The sequence below is a fragment of the Polynucleobacter tropicus genome (genome assembly GCF_013307225.1).
Taxonomy (GTDB): Bacteria; Pseudomonadota; Gammaproteobacteria; order Burkholderiales; family Burkholderiaceae; genus Polynucleobacter; species Polynucleobacter tropicus.
Window position 1 is genome coordinate 971,180 of record NZ_CP028942.1, and the last position, 21,497, is coordinate 992,676.

At 43.7% G+C, this 21,497-nt stretch carries 27 protein-coding genes and 1 tRNA gene; 13 read left to right on the forward strand and 15 right to left on the reverse strand.

Annotation, left to right across the window (positions count from 1 at the left end):
* Positions 1-39: 39 nt before the first annotated feature.
* The 4 genes from DCO17_RS05035 to DCO17_RS05050 form a co-directional block, all read right to left on the reverse strand.
* Positions 40-1,026, reverse strand: a complete 987-nt coding sequence (locus DCO17_RS05035; RefSeq protein ID WP_173955687.1) for an AAA family ATPase — start codon at positions 1,024-1,026, stop codon at positions 40-42.
* Positions 1,023-1,445 carry a DNA primase gene (locus DCO17_RS05040; RefSeq protein ID WP_173955688.1) on the reverse strand — a complete coding sequence of 141 codons (423 nt, stop codon included), beginning with the start codon at positions 1,443-1,445 and terminating at the stop codon, positions 1,023-1,025. The genes DCO17_RS05035 and DCO17_RS05040 overlap by 4 nt, the downstream gene beginning before the upstream one ends.
* 64 nt (positions 1,446-1,509) lie before the next feature.
* Complete coding sequence (locus DCO17_RS05045; protein ID WP_173955689.1) at positions 1,510-1,755, reverse strand: hypothetical protein; 246 nt, start codon at positions 1,753-1,755, stop codon at positions 1,510-1,512.
* Positions 1,756-1,987: 232 nt separating this feature from the next.
* Complete coding sequence (locus tag DCO17_RS05050) at positions 1,988-3,010, reverse strand: tyrosine-type recombinase/integrase (RefSeq protein WP_173955690.1); 1,023 nt, start codon at positions 3,008-3,010, stop codon at positions 1,988-1,990.
* 81 nt (positions 3,011-3,091) lie between these two features.
* Between DCO17_RS05050 and DCO17_RS05055 the strand changes: the two genes are divergently transcribed.
* The 7 genes from DCO17_RS05055 to DCO17_RS05085 all read left to right on the forward strand — a co-directional run bounded on the left by DCO17_RS05055 (position 3,092) and on the right by DCO17_RS05085 (position 7,853).
* Positions 3,092-3,168: transfer RNA gene (locus DCO17_RS05055), tRNA-Arg, on the forward strand.
* A 162-nt stretch (positions 3,169-3,330) separates the two neighbouring features.
* Positions 3,331-4,230: an amino acid ABC transporter substrate-binding protein gene (locus tag DCO17_RS05060; protein ID WP_173956712.1), complete on the forward strand. Its 900-nt coding sequence runs from the start codon at positions 3,331-3,333 to the stop codon at positions 4,228-4,230.
* 49 nt (positions 4,231-4,279) lie between these two features.
* Positions 4,280-5,062 carry an amino acid ABC transporter permease gene (locus DCO17_RS05065; protein WP_173955691.1) on the forward strand — a complete coding sequence of 261 codons (783 nt, stop codon included), beginning with the start codon at positions 4,280-4,282 and terminating at the stop codon, positions 5,060-5,062.
* Positions 5,063-5,093: 31 nt separating this feature from the next.
* Positions 5,094-5,762 (forward strand): amino acid ABC transporter permease, encoded by a 669-nt coding sequence (locus DCO17_RS05070; RefSeq protein ID WP_173955692.1) that lies wholly within the window; start codon positions 5,094-5,096, stop codon positions 5,760-5,762.
* A 27-nt stretch (positions 5,763-5,789) separates the two neighbouring features.
* Positions 5,790-6,524 carry an amino acid ABC transporter ATP-binding protein gene (locus DCO17_RS05075; protein ID WP_173955693.1) on the forward strand — a complete coding sequence of 245 codons (735 nt, stop codon included), beginning with the start codon at positions 5,790-5,792 and terminating at the stop codon, positions 6,522-6,524.
* Positions 6,524-6,916, forward strand: coding sequence for a hypothetical protein (locus DCO17_RS05080; RefSeq protein ID WP_254598819.1), 393 nt, complete (start codon positions 6,524-6,526; stop codon positions 6,914-6,916). The genes DCO17_RS05075 and DCO17_RS05080 overlap by 1 nt, the downstream gene beginning before the upstream one ends.
* A 40-nt stretch (positions 6,917-6,956) precedes the next feature.
* Entirely contained in the window at positions 6,957-7,853 is an 897-nt protein-coding gene (locus DCO17_RS05085; protein ID WP_173955695.1) for an alpha/beta fold hydrolase, read from the forward strand.
* Positions 7,854-7,924: 71 nt separating this feature from the next.
* Here DCO17_RS05085 and DCO17_RS05090 read toward each other — a convergent pair whose 3' ends face one another.
* From DCO17_RS05090 to wrbA, 4 genes are all read right to left on the reverse strand, one after another.
* A complete protein-coding gene (locus tag DCO17_RS05090) occupies positions 7,925-8,110 on the reverse strand; it encodes a hypothetical protein (protein ID WP_015420997.1) in 186 nt (61 codons plus the stop codon).
* A 91-nt stretch (positions 8,111-8,201) separates the two neighbouring features.
* Positions 8,202-9,620: an FAD-binding oxidoreductase gene (locus DCO17_RS05095; protein ID WP_173955696.1), complete on the reverse strand. Its 1,419-nt coding sequence runs from the start codon at positions 9,618-9,620 to the stop codon at positions 8,202-8,204.
* Positions 9,617-10,009 carry a DUF2069 domain-containing protein gene (locus DCO17_RS05100; protein ID WP_173955697.1) on the reverse strand — a complete coding sequence of 131 codons (393 nt, stop codon included), beginning with the start codon at positions 10,007-10,009 and terminating at the stop codon, positions 9,617-9,619. The genes DCO17_RS05095 and DCO17_RS05100 overlap by 4 nt, the downstream gene beginning before the upstream one ends.
* An 11-nt stretch (positions 10,010-10,020) precedes the next feature.
* Positions 10,021-10,620 carry an NAD(P)H:quinone oxidoreductase gene (gene wrbA / locus DCO17_RS05105; protein WP_173955698.1) on the reverse strand — a complete coding sequence of 200 codons (600 nt, stop codon included), beginning with the start codon at positions 10,618-10,620 and terminating at the stop codon, positions 10,021-10,023.
* A 19-nt stretch (positions 10,621-10,639) separates the two neighbouring features.
* Here wrbA and DCO17_RS05110 point away from each other — a divergent pair, with 19 nt between their 5' ends.
* The 4 genes from DCO17_RS05110 to DCO17_RS05125 all read left to right on the forward strand — a co-directional run bounded on the left by DCO17_RS05110 (position 10,640) and on the right by DCO17_RS05125 (position 14,357).
* Positions 10,640-11,488, forward strand: a complete 849-nt coding sequence (locus tag DCO17_RS05110; protein ID WP_173955699.1) for a YihY family inner membrane protein — start codon at positions 10,640-10,642, stop codon at positions 11,486-11,488.
* A gap of 78 nt (positions 11,489-11,566) precedes the next feature.
* A complete protein-coding gene (locus tag DCO17_RS05115; RefSeq protein ID WP_173955700.1) occupies positions 11,567-12,022 on the forward strand; it encodes a CBS domain-containing protein in 456 nt (151 codons plus the stop codon).
* A gap of 43 nt (positions 12,023-12,065) precedes the next feature.
* The gene (gene aroC / locus DCO17_RS05120; protein WP_173955701.1) at positions 12,066-13,181 is read left to right on the forward strand and encodes a chorismate synthase; all 1,116 of its coding nucleotides are present in this window, start codon (positions 12,066-12,068) and stop codon (positions 13,179-13,181) included.
* Positions 13,182-13,193: 12 nt separating this feature from the next.
* Positions 13,194-14,357, forward strand: a complete 1,164-nt coding sequence (locus DCO17_RS05125; protein ID WP_173955702.1) for an MFS transporter — start codon at positions 13,194-13,196, stop codon at positions 14,355-14,357.
* Between the two features lie 21 nt (positions 14,358-14,378).
* On the opposite strand, the gene DCO17_RS05130 is transcribed toward DCO17_RS05125, so the two are convergent.
* Genes DCO17_RS05130 through DCO17_RS05150 form a run of 5 tightly spaced genes read right to left on the reverse strand, consistent with a single transcriptional unit; the run spans position 14,379 to position 17,975 of the window.
* A complete protein-coding gene (locus DCO17_RS05130) occupies positions 14,379-15,170 on the reverse strand; it encodes a peptidylprolyl isomerase (protein WP_173955703.1) in 792 nt (263 codons plus the stop codon).
* 43 nt (positions 15,171-15,213) lie between these two features.
* Positions 15,214-15,498 (reverse strand): BolA family protein, encoded by a 285-nt coding sequence (locus tag DCO17_RS05135; protein WP_173955704.1) that lies wholly within the window; start codon positions 15,496-15,498, stop codon positions 15,214-15,216.
* Entirely contained in the window at positions 15,495-16,043 is a 549-nt protein-coding gene (locus DCO17_RS05140) for a septation protein A (protein WP_173955705.1), read from the reverse strand. Before DCO17_RS05140 ends, DCO17_RS05135 begins: the two co-directional genes overlap by 4 nt.
* A 41-nt stretch (positions 16,044-16,084) precedes the next feature.
* Positions 16,085-16,492: a peptide-methionine (R)-S-oxide reductase MsrB gene (gene msrB, locus DCO17_RS05145; RefSeq protein ID WP_173955706.1), complete on the reverse strand. Its 408-nt coding sequence runs from the start codon at positions 16,490-16,492 to the stop codon at positions 16,085-16,087.
* 16 nt (positions 16,493-16,508) lie between these two features.
* Positions 16,509-17,975, reverse strand: a complete 1,467-nt coding sequence (locus DCO17_RS05150) for a protein adenylyltransferase SelO (protein ID WP_173955707.1) — start codon at positions 17,973-17,975, stop codon at positions 16,509-16,511.
* 54 nt (positions 17,976-18,029) lie between these two features.
* Between DCO17_RS05150 and DCO17_RS05155 the strand changes: the two genes are divergently transcribed.
* Positions 18,030-18,512 (forward strand): PaaI family thioesterase, encoded by a 483-nt coding sequence (locus tag DCO17_RS05155; protein ID WP_173955708.1) that lies wholly within the window; start codon positions 18,030-18,032, stop codon positions 18,510-18,512.
* 17 nt (positions 18,513-18,529) lie between these two features.
* Here DCO17_RS05155 and DCO17_RS05160 read toward each other — a convergent pair whose 3' ends face one another.
* Entirely contained in the window at positions 18,530-19,387 is an 858-nt protein-coding gene (locus DCO17_RS05160) for an NRDE family protein (RefSeq protein ID WP_173955709.1), read from the reverse strand.
* A 16-nt stretch (positions 19,388-19,403) separates the two neighbouring features.
* Positions 19,404-20,408, reverse strand: a complete 1,005-nt coding sequence (gene ygfZ / locus DCO17_RS05165) for a CAF17-like 4Fe-4S cluster assembly/insertion protein YgfZ (protein WP_173955710.1) — start codon at positions 20,406-20,408, stop codon at positions 19,404-19,406.
* 20 nt (positions 20,409-20,428) lie between these two features.
* Here ygfZ and mltG point away from each other — a divergent pair, with 20 nt between their 5' ends.
* Positions 20,429-21,496: an endolytic transglycosylase MltG gene (mltG, locus tag DCO17_RS05170; protein WP_173955711.1), complete on the forward strand. Its 1,068-nt coding sequence runs from the start codon at positions 20,429-20,431 to the stop codon at positions 21,494-21,496.
* The last annotated feature ends 1 nt before the right edge of the window (position 21,497 follow it).

The window sequence follows — 21,497 nt, forward strand, 5'->3', positions numbered from 1 at the left end:
ACCAGTTTTACCAGTTACCTAGCAATTCCACATGGCTAGTTATTCCAGTAATGAGTAGAGCGTTGCATTCTTATCTCCTTTGCGGACATTCCATAATTCATATGATCGTAGTATGCGTCTGCTAGTGCGTCTTGAAATGCCTTGTTTCTGGCATAAATCTACAAGCGTTGATTCATTTAATTCGCCATTACATAACAACCCTAAGATCACTTCTATATCTTCTTTATCAAGTTCATAATTTTTGAGATCTTCTGGTTGAGTGTATTCTTCAGCGAGGCTAACTGTCCGATCAGGCTGGATAACGAAGGTACATGGTTCTAAAAGCGCTTTTTTCTTACCACCATTATCAAAATCAACGGTTACTGTAGTGCTGCCATCATGATTTTTTCTAGGGATTAGGTAAAAAAGATTGTCGCAGTCATTTTTAACATCTCCCACTCCTTCAAAAAGATAATTTCCATCTGATTCTGGTCTTTTATTTGTATGCGCCAATAGAATGACGGTAGATCCATGTCTGGTTAATATTCGCATTTTTGACATGAAGTCTGCGACCTTACTTTTAGTCATTAAGTTAGTGAACTTTTTAAGTGTGTCAAAAATATAAATGTAATCAGCTTGGTTTGATTCATTTTTAGACGCAGCAACCAAGTAGTCCGCCAATTTTTCAGCATCGATGTCTGAATTCATTTCAGCCCAGTACTCAAAGCCCGCATCCTTTGCATACTCAAAGTATTCACGGACATGAATGCCTGCAGAATCGAAGTCTATATATATGGGCTGGAAGCCTTTGTTAGCAAGTATTCGTGCAATATGCCTAGCAATAGTTGTTTTTCCACCGTTTGGTGGTGCAGCTACAACCGTAATCAAACCCTTTGCTATAAGTTTTTCGAATATTAGTTCTGCGCTCTCAATTTTTTGCACTCGCTCTGTAGTCATAGCCATCTTGTCTCGCAATTGACTCATTGATAACGACTTTTGGTTTGTGGTTGCAGCCATAAACCGATTGGCAATATTTTCGTAGGTCATACCAGTCCCCCAGCTTCACAAACCCTTTGGATTCGCTCAGCAGCCTTAAATAACCGATCACGATCTTGATAATTTAATAACTCACCTCGATTTATTGTTCTAGCGCATTCCAATACCAATAAACTTTCAAATTTAAGCAATTGAAGTGATGTGTGGGCATCAAATATTTTTCGAAAGGGCTTATAGGTAGCGTCTTGATTTTTTTCTGGGTATAGATCTTGAAGTGATAATCCTATCGAACCAACTATCTCGTTAGGAGTGCAACCTGCAAAACAATGAATAAGAGTTCTGCCATCATCGATTTGGCGAATTGCTAATGATGGATTCCTATCATCGTGTGCTGGACAGCATGCTATCCATGTTAAGTGATTTGTTTGCTTGACCTTATTTAACCTGTTAATTAAAGTGTCTATAGTCATAATTTAGTTTCCGAAGTGTGTGTTGATATGTAAAAATCCCTTGCTTGTAGGAGTGGGGGATTTTTTATTTATGTAGTTCCCCACGCATTAGTAGAGCAAGATCTCTTACAGAGAAGTGCCAGCGCTCACCGATCTTGATTGGTTTTACACCATGAAAACTTCCTTTGGTGCATAAGTGCTTTCGCAATGTTTGCGGAACAATGCCAAATGCGAATGCTGTTTCATGAGTAGAAATAAGATCACGACCATTGGCGATCTTTGCCAGACCAACTGGGAGGTCTATATCAAGATAGTTTGAATTGATTTTCATTAGTTTTTCCTAAAATGAGCATTAATTAACAAGCGAACTTTCGTTCACCAGCCGTTGTCTCCAGTTAGGTAAAAACTACATCTCTAGCGAAGTACTACAAAGCTAAAGAAAGTAACGCATGATGCTACATTGCTTTACTTAGATACGAGTTTAAAGAAATGAATAGCCATGTCAATATATTTTGATTGATTTTCAGATAGGAAAAACCCGTTCATCTATTAATGCAATTCATCTATTCATGCAGATCAAGTTTTGCAAAAATTGCCTGATGTGAAGGATGTGTATAGCGCTTCAGCATTGCCAAAGTTTTATGACCACTGATGCAAGAAAGCTCAATAACATTTAGTCCAGCATCTGAAAGTCTGCTAATTGCTTCATGTCGAAAATCATGAAAGCGCAACTCCTTGAATGGATTAATTCCAGATTGAACCCAACTAGCTTCACAGTGCTTCCTAATTTTCTTAAATTGGCATCGTAATGAATCCAAGGTAATTGGGAATACAAACCCACCAACAATTTGCTCAAGTTCTTTTAGCGTGATTAAAGACCTTTTGGTGAGAGGGATTTGACGAGCCTCTCCATTTTTGGTTGTGTGTAGATATAGCTTGCGGTTCACAAGATCTACATCCTCCCATTTCAAACTCATAGTCTCGCCTCTACGCATTCCAGTTTCAATGCTAATAATTAAGATTGCCCGCAAACTGGGCAGATTAAATAAATTGCAGGCTAATAGCAGTTGTGTTTCCATCTCAGGAGTAATTCGTTTGGTTCGTCCAGCGGAGGGTGGCATCCGCTTGATGCCCTTTATGGGATTTGGCAGAACAAGATCCCAGTCTCCTTCAAGCATCTGAAAGAGTTTGGATATTGCATTGAAATAGTGGTTGATGGTATCGCTAGATCGTCCATTGTTAAGGAGCTCATCCCTTAAAGCCAGCACCTGCTGCTTATCAATCTTGCTAACCGCTAAGTCACCCCATCGTTTAATCAGTATTTTAAAAATCCCCGTTTCTGAGGTGCAATTACGCTTATGAATAGAGTGGGTGGCAATATAGTGTTCGGCTGCTGCTCTAAAAGCCATATCAGCACCAACAGGAGGGCTTTTCTCCTCATAGATCCCTAGGCGCAACTTAGCTTCAAGCTCCCTTGCCCAGGCTAGAGCTTCATTACGGCTGTAAAATGTCGCACAAAGTGTGCTTTTGCCCTGACGAGTGATCCTTGCCCGATAGGCTGAACCCCGCTTTTGAATGGATGCCATTTGCTGTACTCCTGACCAAATCCTGACCAAAACAAGATTTGGTTTTTGCAAATAGCCTATAAGTACTTGTATTTATTCATTCTGCCCATAGCTCAGCTGGATAGAGCAACGGCCTTCTAAGCCGTAGGTCGCAGGTTCGACTCCTGCTGGGCAGGCCAAATTTTCCATCCTCCAGTTTTTTCTCTTGGCGCTGGTAGAAACCCGCTAAATTCATGCAAAATCTCGCGTTAGCCTATAAATTTGCTATAAATGCAGATGTATCTACATCACTATAAATAGAGTGCAGTAATTAAAGGAGAAATTCTATGAAGCGTATTTCAATGGTTAAGGCAGGTCTGATTGCGGCTGGTTTATTGCTTTCTAGCATCAACGCTCAGGCTGCAAGCCAAACATTAGACAAAATGAAATCCACTGGTACTGTGACTATGGGTGTGCGTGAGTCATCTATCCCGATGTCCTATACCACTGGTGATAGCCGTTTTGATGGCTATCACGTTGAAATTTGCCGCATGATTTTGGGTGACATTAAAGATAAGCTGGGCATGAATACTCTACGTATCAATTATCAGCCTGTTACCTCGCAAAATCGCGTTCCTTTGGTCCAGAACGGCACGGTTGATATTGAGTGTGGAACCACAACTAACAACACAGCTCGCGCAAAGGATGTCGGCTTTGCTAACACGCTATATGTTGAAGAAGTTCGCATTGCTGTAAAAGCAAACTCTGGAATTAAATCTATTGCAGACTTAAATGGCAAGAAAGTTGCTACTACTACTGGAACTACTTCAGTTCAACTACTCCGCAAGCACGAAAGAGCTACTGGGGTTAACTTTGATGAAGTATTTGGTAAGGATCACGCGGACAGCTTCCTATTATTGGAATCAGGCCGTGCTGATGCATTCGTAATGGATGGCTCTATTTTGGCCGGTAATATTGCCAACTCCAAGAATCCAAAAGATTACAAGATTGTTGGTGAAGTATTGAGTACTGAGCCTATCGCAATCATGGTTCGTAAGGATGATCCTGAATTCAAAGCGGCAGTGAATGCAGCCATCGCTAAGATTGTTGCTAACGGCAATATGCCAAAGCTTTGGAATAAGTGGTTCTTGTCACCAATCCCTCCAAAAAATATCGTTGTTGGTCTCGAGTTATCTCCAGCGACTAAAAACGCTTGGGCTAATTTGAACGACAAACCAGCTGAGGATTACAACAAGAAGTAATTTCAATCGCGTTTATTGAAAATCATTTCATCTTGATACGATTGGAACTATGGATTTAGGAATATTTTGCAAGGGCACGCTAGACCAAGAGCCTGTTGAACACTGTTTTTCAGCCTTGTTTGTCCTTGGCAAAAATCCAGATCCAAGTTATTTGGATTGGCTTATGAAGGCTTGGGGCTGGACCTTAGCGGTTGCAGCCCTTGGCCTTTTTCTTGCTTTAATTCTTGGGGCTGTGATGGGTACCTTGCGTACTTTGCCTCTTGAAACTAAATTAAATAAATTCTTAGTGCGTATTTCAACTGCATGGGTTGAGCTATTTAGGAATATTCCAATCTTGGTGCAGGTATTTCTTTGGTACCACGTTGTGCCAGCATTTATTCCTGTATTGAAATCTTTCCCGTCCTATTTGTTGGTCAGCATTGCTTTAGGATTTTTTACTTCAGCTCGTATTGCGGAACAGGTTAGGGCGGGCATTCAGTCTTTACCTTCTGGTCAGAAGTCTGCTGCTACAGCTTTGGGTCTTACCACTTTCCAGTCCTATCGCTATGTCATTTTGCCGATGGCCTTGCGTATTGTGATTCCGCCACTGACATCCGAGAGTATGAATCTCATTAAAAACTCATCTGTTGCATTTGCGGTCTCAGTACCCGAGTTAACGCTCTTTGCCATGCAGGCTCAAGAAGAGACATCGCATGGGGTGGAAATTTATTTAGCGGTAACCTTGCTCTATGCCTTATCAGCCTTTGCTGTAAATCGAGTGATGGCGTATATCGAGAAGCGTTCTCGTATCCCAGGCTTCATTGTTGCCAACTCAGAAGCGGCGGCACATTAATGATCGCAGCTATTAATCAAATGGTGTCAGCATGTTGAGCTTAGATTTAAGCTTCTATAACTGGGAGCTCTTCACAAACTACATTTTGAAGGGTCTGCTCTTCAGTGTGCAGCTAACTGTCATTGCTACAGTTGGTGGAATTATCTTCGGCACATCCCTTGCATTGATGCGCTTATCTGGAAAGCCTGCTTTAGCTTACCCAGCAACCATCTATGTGAATACAATGCGATCGATTCCATTGGTCATGGTGATCCTTTGGTTCTTCTTATTAATCCCCATGTTAATTGGTCGCCCCATCGGCGCTGATCTATCGGCAACAATTACCTTTATTGCTTTTGAAGGTGCTTTCTTTTCGGAGATTGTGCGCGCAGGTATTCAGTCTGTTCCCAAGGGTCAGGGTTATGCAGCGCAGGCCTTGGGCATGACCTATAGTCAGAATATGCGTTTCATCGTATTGCCGCAGGCATTTAGAAACATGATTCCCGTCTTTATGACGCAGACTATTATTTTGTTTCAAGATACCTCCCTGGTTTATGCCATAGGCGCTTATGACCTGTTAAAAGGTTTTGAAATCGCCGGTAAAAATTATGGTCGACCTATCGAGACCTATATTTTGGCTGCCTTTACTTACTTCATTATTTGCTTCTCGCTTTCTAAGATTGTTCGCAAGGTGCAATCGAAAGTGGCAATCATTCGCTAATTTTTAATGTCCACACCATAATTGATCATGATTGAACTTCAAAACGTTTCTAAGTGGTACGGCGACTTTCAGGTCCTAACGGATTGCAGCACCTCAATCAATAAAGGTGAGGTTGTTGTTATCTGCGGTCCTTCTGGTTCTGGTAAATCAACCCTCATCAAAACAATCAATGCATTAGAGCCATTCCAGGCTGGACAGATTACTGTTGATGGCATTCCTTTGCACGACCCAAAGACGAACTTGCCGAAATTGAGGGCTAGGGTTGGCATGGTGTTTCAGCACTTTGAACTCTTTCCGCATTTAAGCATTACAGAAAACCTTACCTTGGCACAAATGAAGGTGTTAGGTCGTACAGCCGATGCTGCTAAAACGCATGGGCTGAAGTACCTGGAGCGCGTTGGTTTGATAGCACATAAGGATAAATTTCCGGGTCAGCTTTCAGGTGGACAGCAGCAACGTGTTGCTATCGCTCGTGCATTAAGCATGGATCCAATTGTGATGTTGTTTGATGAGCCCACTTCAGCGCTTGATCCAGAAATGGTTGGCGAAGTCTTGGATGTGATGGTGAAACTAGCGAACGAAGGCATGACAATGTGCTGCGTTACCCATGAAATGGGTTTTGCTCGCAAGGTAAGCAATCGCGTGATTTTTATGGATCAAGGTCGCATTATTGAGGATTGTCCCAAAGAAGAGTTTTTTGGTAACCCAGACGCACGATCCGATCGCGCTAAAGATTTCTTATCGAAGATTTTGGCAGGATAGTGTCAATTCAATCCTTGATGAATTTCTTGAACATTAAGCTCTACATCATTGTTGTTTTAGGAATTTGCATTACCGCTTGTTCTGCAGCCAAATTAGAGGCGCGATTAGAAGCCAATCCGCAATGCAAAGATGTAGTAAATCCCAAGACTGGTGCTGTCATGCCTTGTCCTGGATCTGATAAGGCGTTTTATAAATCAGTAGGACTAGAGCCAACTAAATCTACTCAGACCGTAATAAGCACGCCAACTGTTACCCTGAATTCGACTGCATTGCCATCTGAGGCAGCTACTGCAGTTACCCCAAACCCATCTTCTCAAGCAACATCATCAGACTGCAAGCCAACCTTACATAAAAAAACAGGGGGCATTTTGCCATGTCCATCACCCAATTAATTACCTCAGATACGTAAATTCATAGCGAATTAAGCAAATTATGGCTATTACTTTTCCAGGTTTTGAACAGAAGCTGGTTACCGTCTCATCGGATGACGGGCCTATTGAAATCGCTTGTATGGTCGGCGGGGCTGGACCCGCATTACTCTTGCTTCATGGCTTTCCGCAGACAAAAGCAATATGGCATCAGGTAGCCCCGGAACTTGCAAAATCTTTTACTGTGGTAGCTGCAGATCTTCGTGGATATGGCGCTTCATCCAAGCCTCATGGCAGGTCTGATCATTCTACTTATTCAAAAAGATCCATGGCGAAGGATCAGCATGACTTAATGAATGCATTGGGCCACAAACAGTTTTTTGTTTTGGGTCATGATCGTGGAGCAAGGGTGTCACATCGCCTGGCCATGGATTTTCCTCAGTGCGTTCGCAAACTGATGCTCTTGGATATTTCACCGACATTAACAATGTATGAGAAGACCACAATGGCATTTGCAAAGGGTTATTGGCATTGGTTCTTTTTAATTCAGCCTGAGCCGGTGCCTGAAACCATGATTGGCGCAAATCCAGAGTATTGGCTGAAGAATCACATGGGACGCCATGCGGGCACAGGAATCTTTTCACCTGATCGATGGTCTGAGTATCTTTCTGGAGCAAGCAATCCACAAAGCATGCATGCGATGTGCGAAGACTATCGTGCTGCTGCAAGTATTGACCTTGTTCATGACCGCGCGGACCGCAAGGATGGCAGAAAGCTAGAAATGCCGGTTCGGGTTCTCTGGGGTGAGCATGGGCTGGTGAATCAGTGTTTTACTCCTGTTGATGACTGGCAGGCCGTTTCAGATGAGGTGGTCACTGGAAGGGCAGTAGCATGCGGGCATTACATCCCAGAAGAACTTCCTGAACTCGTTATTCAGGAAGCAAAAGCTTTCTTTCATTAGAAAATTCAGCTTAGAAAAGAAAAACCCCCTAAATAAATCAAATATTTACGGGGTTAGGTATTTGAGCTTGCTTACTCTGGATGGAAATTATTGCTAGCCATGAAGCTGATGGTGCGCTCAAAACCCAGAATTCGGATGTAACGCCATGCGATATCACGGTATTTGCTATCTAAGTAGCCAATAGCAACCTCGGGAGTCCTTTTGGACAGGTCGATTTGTTGAATAGCACGGGCCCAACGTTTAAGTCTTGTTGACATATTTGTCACCTCCATAGCCCTTTAACGCAAGCAAGAGGGCTTGGGATGACAAGGATTACAAATAAATCTGAAAAATAGGGTGCTGAAATCCCTAAATAGAGACAACCTTGTGTGGATTCAGGAGATTTTGGGGGTCTAGAGCCCTTTTTACGCTTTTCATGAGCTCATGGGCAACCTCGCCCTTGTGAGCCCGTAAACCCTCCAATTTAAGCTGCCCAACCCCATGCTCAGCTGAGATGGACCCCCTAAAGCGCTCTACTTGGGCGTAGACCAGCTCGTGAATGGGTTTTTCGTTTAAGCGATTGAATTCTTTTGGCGCAACTCCCTGGGGGGCAGCGATGTTGTAATGCAGATTCCCATCACCCAAGTGGCCAAAATTGATAATGCGTACGCCAGGATATTTGGCCCTGATCAGGGCATCAGTGTCGCGCATGAAGTCATCCAAAGCAGATAGCGGAATAGTGATGTCGTGTTTCAGGTTGGCGCCTTCTTCTGCTTGAGCGAGAGTAATATGTTCGCGCATATGCCAAAACGCATTTGCTTGAGATAAATTGCTAGCGATTACTGCATCAGAGATTAATTCAGATTCAAAAGCATCCTGCAATATATCTTCTAAGAGCTGCCGTACATGGGCTTCACTCTCATGATCTGATAGCTCGATTAATACCGTATATGGCGGATTACCCTTCAGAGGATTTCCCATTTGAGGAAAGTGTTTATGAGTGAGAACTAGTGACTCATTAGTCATCATCTCAAAACCGGTTAGCAGTGAGGTAGCGCGCTTTTGAAATAGATTGAGTAGCGCAATCGTTGATCGAACGTCATCAACTGCTACAAGAGTTGTCCATTGAGAAATCGGTAGCGGATACAGCTTCATTACGGCTGCGGTAATAATTCCCAAAGTGCCTTCCGAGCCAACAAAAAGATCACGAAGATCATATCCTGTATTGTCTTTTCGCAATCCCTTTAAGCCATTCCAGATTTCTCCTTTAGCAGTAACAACCTCAAGACCCAAACAAAGATCTCGGGTATTACCATAGCGCAATACATTCGTGCCGCCTGCATTGGTAGCTAGGTTGCCGCCAATCATGCAGCTTCCTTCAGCGCCAAGACTTAAAGGAAATAAAAATCCCTTTGCTGCTGCAGCCTCTTGAATATTTTGCAGAATGCAGCCAGCTTCCAAAGTAATGGTTTGGTTTGCTTCATCGATTTGAAGTATGGAATTCATGCGCTTCAAATTCAAGACAATTTGATTTCCACTTTGATCAGGTGTGGCGCCACCGCAAAAGCCTGTATGACCACCTTGAGGAACGATGCAAATATTATTGCTAGCGCAGAGGTGCACAATCTTGGCAATCTCTGAAGAAGTACGAGGAAGTACGATAGCAAGTGCTTTACCCGTGTAACGTTTGCGCCAATCAGTAAGGTAGGGCTCTTTATCGTGATCAGCCGTCAAAATATATTGCTGATCGATTATTTGCCTCAATTGCTCAAGGAATTTATCTGTCATGAAGCTGATTCCATATTTTTCTTTGCTAAACTTTTTGCTTCTTTCTTAATAGGCTTCAAGTAAATCAAAAGACAAATAAATGCGGTAGTTGCTAAAACAGTCTCCAATAATGCCAACCAAAAATTAGCGCCGCTTTCCAAAATCCTGACCAATCCCTCGGTCACATAGAGCAATATCAACATAGACGCCCATTGCATGGTGTAAGCCTTACCCTTCCATATTCCCGGAATTGCAAATAGCAGGGGGATGCCCTTCAAGATGAGCCATGACCCACCTGGGCGAAGTGGGGAAATAAACCATTCCCAGGCAACGCACAAAATAAAAAGATCTGCGAATGCTGCTACTGCAAGCAATTGGTACGGGTTTTTATTGAGTAAGTGTTTGTACATTGCTAAATGAACTATGCAATCAGTTTTAAAGCAGTCAGGGCGAGTCGTTTGCCTTGAGACTTAGAAAGTCTTGCTTCTTCTGGGCTAATAGGGGCACGGCCATCAGCATGGGCATGATGAGTCACGCCATAAGGGCTGCCACCAGTCGTGGATAACATGAGATCTGGTTCGCTATAGGGAAGACCCAATACCATCATTCCATGATGAAGCAATGGGATCATCATGGTTAGCAAAGTACTTTCTTGACCGCCATGCATGCTGCCAGTGCTGGTAAATACGCAGGCCGGTTTTCCAATTAAGGAACCACCCATCCATTCTGAAGAGCTGCCATCCCAAAAATACTTCATGGGAGAGGCCATATTGCCAAAGCGAGTAGGGGAGCCAAGAGCCAGGCCTATGCAGTCTTTTAGATCAGAATACTCTACGTAAGGCGCTCCATCAGTAGGCACCGATGGTTCTGATGCTTCGCATACGGTTGACACAGAAGGGACTGTTCTTATTCTTGCATTGACGCCTGGAACAGACTCAATCCCCTCGGCAATCAGGCGCGCTAGCTCTTTAGTGGCTCCATAGCGGGAATAGTACAAAACTAAAATGTCGTGATTATTCATAGTCTTTTATGATACGGCGATGCGTCTAATTCGTAACCCCCAATTATGGCTTTCTCTTGCAAAAGAGATCTGGGAGGGTAATCGCGACCAAAAACTCAATCAAATAGCCGCCAGCCTGGCCTACACCACGATTCTTTCTTTGGTTCCCATGATAACCATTGCGACGATTTTGATCGGCTATTTACCAAGGGTGATACAGGTTAAGAACGCATTTAAAACGTGGTTGCTTGATACCTATATGCCTGGTGGAATAAATCAACAAGTATTTATCTATCTAGATCAATTCTCAGCTCAAGCCAGAGGGCTGACACTTTTGGGTATTGCTGGTTTATTTGTCACTGCCATCATGACCTTATCCGTTATCGAAAAGGCGTTTAATCAAATTTTTAAAGTGCATCGTAGTCGACCTTTATTTAAAAAGGTATTGATTTATTCAGCGGCTACATTTCTTGGTCCAATACTTCTTGGTGCGGGCATTTATTTAAGCGGCGCATTGTTCAGCGCAACAGAGGGCTGGACAGAAGCTCTATCGATTGGTTTCAGCTTAATAGCCACAATTGCTCCGATTATTTTGGCGGTGCTGGTGTTCGCAGTGGTTTATAAAATTTTGCCGTATTCCCAGATTTTATGGAGCGATGCCATCTCTGGAGCGTTCTTTGCAGCCATCAGTTTTGAGCTTATGAAATTTGGTTTTGCATTCTTTCTAACTCACACCGCCTTTTATAAGACTGTATATGGGGCCTTTGCCATATTCCCATTGGCATTACTGTGGATCTACCTGACGTGGTGGATAACACTAGCTGGGGCTGTCTTGGTGGCCAATTTACCCATCATACGAAGTGGTGTCATTAGGGTTATTCGTTACTAAAACAATGATCTAAACCCTTGATTCAGCAGATAGTTGGGTCTATATTTAGTCTATAAATCCACCGCATTCGGAGACAAAATGAAAGTTCGGGACATCTTGCGCGTTAAAGGGAGCACCTTATTTACGGTTGCACCAGAAACAGCATTGCAAACTGCAGTGCTCGTGATGAGCGAACATGACATTGGTTCCTTGGTTGTAATGGAGTATGACAAGCTCGCTGGTATCTTAACTTTCCGCGAAGTGATAGCAGCATTAGCAAAGCATCATGGCAAGCTCGATGGGCTGCAAGTGAGCTCGGTTATGAATCAAAAGCCGCTAACTTGCAATATGGAAACGGAAATTGATGAGGTGCGTCGCATGATGTTGGTTGATCATGCTCGTTACTTGCCTGTAATGGACCAGAAGATGCTCATGGGAGTCATTTCCTTCTATGACGTAGCAAAGTCAGTTGTAGAAGCTCAAGATTTTGAAAATACGATGCTCAAGGCCTATATTCGCGACTGGCCTGAAGATGCAGAAAAAACGACAAATTAAGGCTTTCTAGTCCAAGATTTCCGACAAATGACATAATGTTGGTATGTCAGGAAATACTTTAGGCCTCCTCTTTACTGTTACTACTTTTGGTGAATCACACGGACCTGCAATTGGGGCAGTGGTAGATGGTTGCCCTCCAGGCATGTCTTTATCTGAGGCGGATCTCCAAATTGACCTAGATCGCCGAAAACCAGGTACATCTCGTCACGTTACGCAGCGTAAAGAAGAAGATAAGGTAGAAATACTCTCTGGAGTTTTTGAGGGAAAGACTACTGGTGCGCCTATTGGCCTACTCATTCGCAATACAGATCAACGTAGCCAAGATTACGGTGACATTTTGCAAACGTTTCGCCCTGGTCACGCAGACTATGCATATCACCATAAATATGGTCTAAGAGATCCTCGTGGGGGCGGACGCTCTTCTGCACGATTGACTGCGCCAGTCGTTGCCGCTGCAGCAATTGCAAAAAAATGGTTACGTGAACAATATGGCACTGAGTTTTATGGCTTCATGAGCCAGCTTGGTGAAATTGAGATTCCCTTTATTGATGTTTCTCATATTGAGGCAAATCCCTTTTTTGCCGCGAACAATGAAGTTATTCCTCAATTAGAGACATACATGGATGAACTGCGCAAGGCAGGTGATTCTTGTGGTGCCCGCATTGAGGTGAGGGCACGTAATGCTCCTGTGGGCTTAGGCGAACCCTTGTTCGACAAGCTTGATGCTGATATTGCGCATGCCATGATGGGCATTAATGCAGTCAAAGGGGTTGAGATTGGCGCTGGATTTAAGTCGGTAGCTCAAAAGGGCAGCGAGCACGGCGATGAATTGTTCGCCGACGGTTTTGCCACAAATAATGCTGGCGGGACTTTAGGTGGAATCAGCACTGGGCAAGATTTGCGAGTAGCCATTGCAATTAAGCCAACTTCCAGCATTATGAGTCCAAAGCAATCAATTGATTTGCAGGGCAAACCTATTACGGTTCAAACAAAGGGTCGTCATGATCCTTGCGTTGGTATTCGTGCAACTCCAATTGCGGAAGCCATGCTGGCGCTAGTCATCATGGATCACGCATTGCGCAATCGTGCGCAATGCGGCGATGTCAAATTGGATCTCAAGCCAATTCCCGCTGTGAGACCAGGCGCAAAACGTGATTAATTGATTGCTTAAATGACGCCTGTACTTCGCTGGGCCTTCGGGTCCTTTTTCTTTTTATATTTTGCTTACGTAGGCTTAGTTTCTCCTTATGCAAGCCTCTTCTTTTTAGATCGCGGCTTCAACGTCATTGAAATTGCGGTGTTGATGTCTATGTTGCAAATCACTCGAATTGTGGGCCCATTTAGCTGGGGATGGCTTTCGGATTACCTATCAAATCGCATTGGCATTATTAGGATCTGCGCCTGTCTAGCAGCATTGGTGTTCTTGTGCATTTTTTATTTGCAGTCCTATATTGGATTTTTCATATGGATGTTTGTTCTGCACACCATTTTGAGCAGCCAAATGCCTTTGGGCGAGACTGCAACTATCCACGCGCTATACAAAGACAATTCCTTTGATAAACGTTATGGTCGCTTGAGATTATGGGGTTCAATAGGTTTTATTGCGATGGTTCTCATTGCGGGTGAGCTATTCCAGCGCAAAGGAATCGAGCTATATCCCTATGTTGGCACTGTAATTCTGTTTGCACTGGCGGTAATTACTTTTTGCCTTCACGAGCCCAAAATGGAACGTCGCAAAATGGTAAAGGGCGAGCTATTTGCGGTGCTACTGAATCCTGATGTGCGTTGGTTTCTAGTTTCAGGCTTCTTTATGATTTTTGCTCACGCATCTTTGTACGTGTTTTATTCGCTCTACCTAGCGAACTTGGGCTATGACAAATTTCAGATTGGCTTATTTTGGGCTTTAGGGGTTGCGGCAGAAGTTCTCTTTTTCTATTTCCAAAACAAAATACTTAGTCGCGTTGACTCAGAAGTCATTCTTCAAGGCGCTTTTGGTGTTGGGGTAATTCGATTCATTTTGATTGCATTCTTTCCAACAACTATCGTGCTTATTCTGGCTCAACTCATGCATGCTGGAACATTTGCCGCTCACCATAGTGCTGCAACTAAACTTTTGCTACGTTGGTTTACGGGCCCATTACAAGCAAGAGGGCAGGCAATCATGGCGACGGTATCTTACGGCTTAGGCGGAACTATTGGGGGTTTGTGTGCGGGATGGATATGGGACTTATTTCAGCCTAGAGATGTCTTTGTGATGTCCGCGCTTGCTTGCGGTATCGCGGGTATGGCGATTCAGAAACTGCGACCTCGCCGATACCCATCTAGAAAAGCATAGCCACTACTATTGCTGATGCGTTTATTGAACCTTGGCCTTAGAACGTAGTTTTTGCATCATTTCTGCAAATTTAGCTTTTTGCCAATTTTGATCTGAGGCAATCATTTGCTTTAATTCAGCCTTGAGTTCATCAAAGCTTGGCGCCTTCATGTCTCTAGAATCAACCATTTTGATAATGTGCCAACCGAACTGGGATTTGACCGGCTTATCGGTAATTTGACCATTTTTAAGTTGCACCATAGATTTGGAAAACTCTGGCACAAGGGACTTCTCGGTAACCCAACCCAAATCTCCGCCATTAGGCGCAGAGCCTGGATCTTTCGACTTTGCTTTAGCGATGTCTTCAAAATTTCCACCAGCCTTTATCTGGACAATGATGGCTTTTGCATCAGCTTCTTTTTCCACGAGGATATGTTCGACATGGTATTCCTTGCCGGTGTATTGATTCTTTACGGAATCATAGGCGGCTTTGAGCTCGGCTTCTGTAACACCTTCTTTTTCAACGTAGTCCTCAAAAACAGCGGCAACCAATATGCCCACTCGAGACTGTTCTAACTGTTCGCGAACTGATTCTTTTTGAATCAGACCACGCTTGTCTGCTTCCTGAAGAATGAGTTCTTTAGTAACCAACATCTCGCGCGCTTGATCGCGCACTTGAGGATTATCAGGCTGACCTGATTTTTGAACTAATTTATCAAGCTGCGCTTTAGGAATTGCTTTGCCATTCACGATGGCCGCATTTTGAGAAAACGCAGAGGTGGAGATGAGGGCGGCGATAGCGCTAATTGCTAGAAAGTGACGATTTGTTAACATGATGACCGAAAGTTGTAAGTAATGAGTCTTAGTGTAAAGCAGCCTAGAGACTAGCTTCCTTTGGAGTAAGGGCGGAAATGGTTAAGGCATGGATTTCCTTAGGAATATGGCGATTTAAGGCAGCATATACGGCGCGATGCCTGGCTACGGTGGGCAAGGAGTCAAATTCGGGAGCAACAATTCTGAGTCTAAAGTGGCCACCACCGCTAGCTGCACCTGCATGACCAGCATGTAAGTGGCTCTCATCCTCGATGCTTAATTGCAGGGCAGTAAAAGCCTGCTCAAGATCTGTCTTGAATAATTTGATGCGCTCTTCATTGGTGCTCATGACTCTGGATGCTCCATATGCTTGGATAGCCAGATACCTTGAGCGATAACAAAAACTATTAGCAGGCCAGTGCTACCAAATAACTTGAAGTTCACCCAAGTATCCTCTGAATATTCAAAGGCAATATAGAGATTTAACGCTCCCATAACAAAAAAGAATGCAGACCAAGCAAGATTGAGTTTGTGCCAGACCGAATGTGAATGATTCGCTTTTAGCGTCACTTGCTTACCCATGAGAACTTGAATCCAATTCTTATTAAAGAATTGAGCGCTAATTAATAGAGTGCCTGAGAATAGCCAGTACAGGGCAGTAGGCTTTAGCTGAATGAAAGTTTTGTCATGTAAAAAGATCGTCAAACTGCCAAACACAACAATCATGACAAGGCTAACCCACTGCATGGCATCGATTTTTCGATGTCGATAGTAAACCCAAAGAATTTGAACAATGGTGGCAACCATCGCTACGATGGTTGCTGTATAGATGTCGCCAAACTTGAAGGCGATAAAGAAAAGGATGATCGGAAAAAGGTCAAATAAGAATTTCATGGATGATTTACTTGGTTTGATATCTGTAGCTTTGAGGTTAATCAGTCTTTAGTGACTTGTGTATTATCACTCGGCTCAAAGTTTAGTGATGCTGAATTAATGCAGTAGCGGAGGCCAGTTGGCATGGGGCCATCATCAAACACGTGCCCAAGATGAGCATCACAATTCGCACATCTCACTTCGGTACGAATCATACCGTGGGTTGTGTCGCGAACCTCTTTAATAGCGGATTCATCCTGAGGTGCGTTATAGCTTGGCCAGCCACAACCCGCATCGAATTTCGTATTCGATAAAAATAGTGGTGTGCCGCAACATACACAAGAATAACCACCTTTATCCCAGTGATCCCAATACTTGCCAGTAAAAGGTCTCTCCGTAGCGGCCTCTCGTGTGACACGGTATTCAATATCGCTCAATATCTGTTTGTATTCTGAATCAGTCTTTTTCATTTGGAGATCTCTATGCTTAAGATGAACAACTCACTTCAACCCTCTCGATATCAAGAGGAGGAGGCATGGCATAAGCATCATATTCAACCTGCTCATCATAAGGGTTGGCGAGTATTTTGAGTAAGGTTTGGATTTCCGAAAAATCATGTTGCTTGGCTTTATCAATTGCGACTTGGGCAAGATGATTTCGCAAGACAAATTTTGGGTTAACTAAATTCATAGCCGTTTGCCTCTCTTTATCAGAACTATTTTCTGACTTTAGGCGATTGATGTAATCAGAGAGCCACTGATCAATCAGTTCTCGATCCATAAAATGATCTCTTAGAGCAATTGTTTGGACTTTCTGCTCTTGCCGAACTTGACCTAGTTGTCTAAAGAGATGCGTGAAGTCCACCCTTGATTCATGCATTGCCTGGAGAAGACGTTCAATCAAATGAATATCCCCATCCTGCGCAGTTGTCAATCCCAGCTTTTGTCTAAAAAGGGATTGCCAGGCCTTTGCATAACTTACTGCAAATTCCTCTAGCGCTTCACGCAAGAGCGTTTGAGCATCATTGGTATCATGAGTTTGCCCGAGCAGAGGTATAAATGCACTGGCAAGGCAGACCATATTCCAGTGCATGATTTGTGGTTGACGATGATATGCATATCGACCACCTTGATCACTATGATTGCAAATATGGTCAATTTGAAATTGATCCATAAAACCAAATGGTCCGTAATCCATAGTCAAGCCAATGGCACTAATGTTGTCACTATTGAGAACGCCATGACAAAAACCCACCGCTTGCCACTGCGCCACAAGCTTGGCATTACGGTCACATATTTGCTTGAATAATTCCAAATAGGGATAGCTGGTGTCTTGGCATTTGGGGTAATGATCTCGAATCAACAAGTCTCCAAGTTCTTTTAGACGTAAAACATCTTGTAGTGATGCAAAATGTTCAAAGTGCCCAATGCGTAAAAAGCTTGAGGCAAGTCGAGTACAAACCGCAGCGGTTTCAATGCTTTCACGCCGTACTGGCATTTCAGAGCCGACAACTGATAGGGCACGCGTGGTTGGTATTCCCAACGAATGCATTGCTTCGCTACACAAAAATTCACGAATAGAAGAGCGTAGAACGGCTCGTCCGTCTCCCATTCGGGAGTAGCGCGTTTTACCAGCGCCCTTAAGTTGCAGTTCCTGGCTGTTAATATCACCCAATAAAATAGCTCGACCATCACCTAATTGTCCTGCCCAAACGCCAAATTGATGACCGCTATAAACAGTTGATAGAGGGTTTGTAAATTGATGGGTTGATGTAGATAATGAATTTCCTGCGCAAATCTCAAGCCATGCTGGATCGACAGGCAATCCATTTGGACCTAACTCCAGATCAATCAGTTTTGCTGCGGAGGATGAAAAAGCCACCCAATACGGATTGGGTATTGGGCTAGGTTGTGTAATTTGGCAGGCGTCATCGCCACTCAGGGTATAAGCCATGGGGCTATTCTAGGTGACTTCCCAAATTGGCGCTAAAGACCCTAAAATCTTCCTATGAATAAACAAGTCCAAATCAACCCACAAACTCAACTTGCTAATTTGGGAGAGGAATTAAATGTTCCCTTCTTAAAACTTTTGGGGGTACGTTTTCTTAGTGCTGAAATGGGCAAAGGGGAGATTCTTCTTGCCCTTAAACCAGAGCATACAAATACTTGGGCTGTTGCTCATGGCGGCGTTTTATTAACGCTAATGGACGTTGCCATGGCTGTGGCTGCTCGCTCTGGAGACCCAAGCGATCGCAGCGTAGTCACCATTGAATTAAAGAATAACTTCATGCAAGCTGCTAACGGTATATTGCGTGTGAAGGCGGATACTGTTCGCAGAACGGCAACAATGGCTTTTTGCGAAGCCAAGCTCTATAACGATCAGGGTGAGATTTGCTGTATGGCTACGGGCACATTCCAGTACATCAAAAGACTGCCGACCCGCAATGCAAAAGGTGAGCGTGTAGTTAACGAAGACCTACACTCAGAGTAAGTAACTTCTCTAAATCATTAAACCGAAAGGTTTGAATCGGGTGCGGTGCTGAGGGCGCCAGTAATTACATCGTGTCCAACCGTGCCGGTAGCATCAAAGCGGCGCTCTACCATTTCAAAGTTGCCATCTTTGCGCACCCTAAGTAGGGTGCTCGAACGCGTTCCATAAGAGGGTGTTTTAATAAATGCTGGAGACAGAGCCTTTTCCCATTCCTTGCTGACTCCAGTGCTGGGCAATTCGTGATCACTTGCATAACGCGTATCAGCTAGAACTTTGAGGTATTGATCTGCATTTTTCAGTTCGCCTTGATCCATTGCGAGGGCTTGAGCAAATGCGGCCACACGATGATTTACTTTGGGCCACGGGGTATCAAGCATGGCATTGGATAGCCCATAGACACCAGGAGCTAATGGTTGGTGTGGAAATACCTTTCTAGGGCGAATACTATGTCCCATCAACATCCGATTGCTAACCCAATGCATCTCTGCATTTTTAGGGTTACTTAAGTCAGCCATCAACAAATTAAAGCCGTTGTAGAGACCAAACCGTTTTGATTGTTGTTCTACGAAAGAAGCGGGCTTATCTTTACTCGTCAAATACATTAGAGATAGTTCGCCTCTAGTACGTGCATCCGGATTTTTTTCGCTAGGCGCACGAACATTGGTAAGAGCAGCAAACTTGCCAGCCTTGCTAAACCCGAGCCATGTGCCCGGACTTCCCAATACATCTGCGCGATCCCTTCCGGCAAGAATGTCCGGGTGCTCTGACCAATAGGAAATTCCTTCGGTATCGCGCTCGTAAAACTCGTCACGATTCGCAGCCACCACTAGTGAATAGTCTGGATGAGAATTCCAGGCGAAAAGGATGAGGCACATAGTATTGGCGGACTTTTTAAATTTCGATCAAAGGGTAGGGCAATGGATCTATTTTTAACACAGGCCCATCGATACTTCCTAGTCGTATTTCCTCATGTTCCAAGGCCTCCAATTTGCACTCAATTTGCAGGTCTATGCGACTAGAGTCAAAAACACTTTGTGCTGATAAAACAACTATTCCAGCAGGCTGGCTAGCATCATTGCCATGAAAAATCTCTACACCAGGATTAAAGGTGGTCCCATTAAGTTGATCGATTGCAACATGAGCTAAGCTCAAGCGTCGTTTAATAACGCCACGATATTGGCTGCGCGCCACAATTTCTTGGCCTGGATAACATCCCTTTTTGAAATCCACCCCCGCAACGGATTCAAAATTAATCATTTGCGGCACAAATTGCTCTTGCGTCGCTTGAACAATTCTTGGGATAGCACTGAGAACCTCTAAATCATTCCAAATCTGCAAAACTTCACTTTGATTTTCAATTGAATCAGGAGATTTTGGTTGGGCAATTAATGCTCGATCGTAGACTTGATCATGAACCTGAACGTTAGGAAGCTGAAGGGCAATTTGCATACCATCAATCGTGAACGAATTCACATGATTGATTGGTGCACAAAAGCCTAAAACACTCCAATCATTAGACGCATCAATGACTTTCACTTTAGAGCGCAATACGTACATTGATAAACGTTTAGCAGTACTTGCGGCAATATCCTTAGAAATAAATAGCGCAAAACGATCTTCTGAAGAAGGGTCGTGGGGAGCTAAAGTTAGCCAGGCGCTAGCCAGTAATCTTCCTTTTGGGCTGCAGTAACCAACCAATCTGACTGAAGACGGTGTACGAGCCATTTCAGGTGAAATAGTCTTATCCATACCCAAAACAGAATTGGTGAGCTGATTTTGTAGAAAACTAGCCGCATCAGGCCCCTCAACGAAAATCAAGCTCCAGTCAGGCAGGGAGCAGAGCCCGATAGCAATGGGCATACCGTTTTCAAGTGAGTTTTGGTTCTCAGTAGTCATCTTCCTTTTATCATAGCCTGATGCGTAAAAAAATTCAGGGAAGGTCCCTTTTCCAACGAAAGAAGTCCAAAGCCCCTAGCTTGCTTTCTTACACTTTGGCCCTCATTGGATTTGTAGTCATCATTTATGCCGCTATTTTCTTATGGCCGGTTGTACCAAGAATCTCCAATGCGCAAAATGATCTAGCGTACAAGGTAAAAATTACGCCTCAATCAGGCTTAACAAGTATTGCGCAACAATTAAAAGAACAAGGACTGTTTCTCTCAACCGTTCCCTTTCAAGTAGGTGCGAGAGCTCTGTTTGTTGGAGTAAAATTAAAGCCCGGAACATACTTACTGCCTAAAGGCGCAAGTCTTGGGGAAGTATTGCTGCAAATAGCGCGTGGCGATCGAGTCCGTGAGAGTATCGCGATCATTCCCGGCATGACAATTTGGCAGGTCCGCAATTTAATAGATTCACACCCTGCATTAATTCATCAAACTAAGGGTATTAGCTCAAAAGCTTTGCTGCAGGTCTTGAAGCTCAACTATTCGAGTGATGAAGGCATTTTTTATCCTGACACATACGTCTTTGATCCTGACGAGATTGATGTCAATATTTACCAGCGCGCCTCTCAGGCTATGCAAAAACAGCTTGACCTGGCATGGCGGCAAAGATCACCTAGTTTGCCACTAAATAATCCCTACGATTTATTGATCCTATCCTCAATTATTGAAAAGGAAACCGGCAAATCTGGTGATAGAGGTTTAATTGCTGCTGTCTTTATAAATAGGCTTAATAAGGGAATGATGCTGCAAACCGATCCAACGGTTATATATGGCATTGGACCTCGATTTGATGGCAATCTTCGTAAAGCGGATTTACGGAAAGATAGTCCCTACAATACCTATATGCGCAAAGGTCTGCCACCAACTCCTATAGCTATGCCTAGTAAAGAATCGCTTTTAGCTGCGACACATCCAGCACAAAGCAAGGCTTTATATTTTGTTGCTAAAGGTGATGGAAGTAGCCACTTTTCAGAAACGTTGAATGAACATGAATCAGCTGTTGATCGATATCAACGTAAATCAATGCCTAAATCCAATTAGC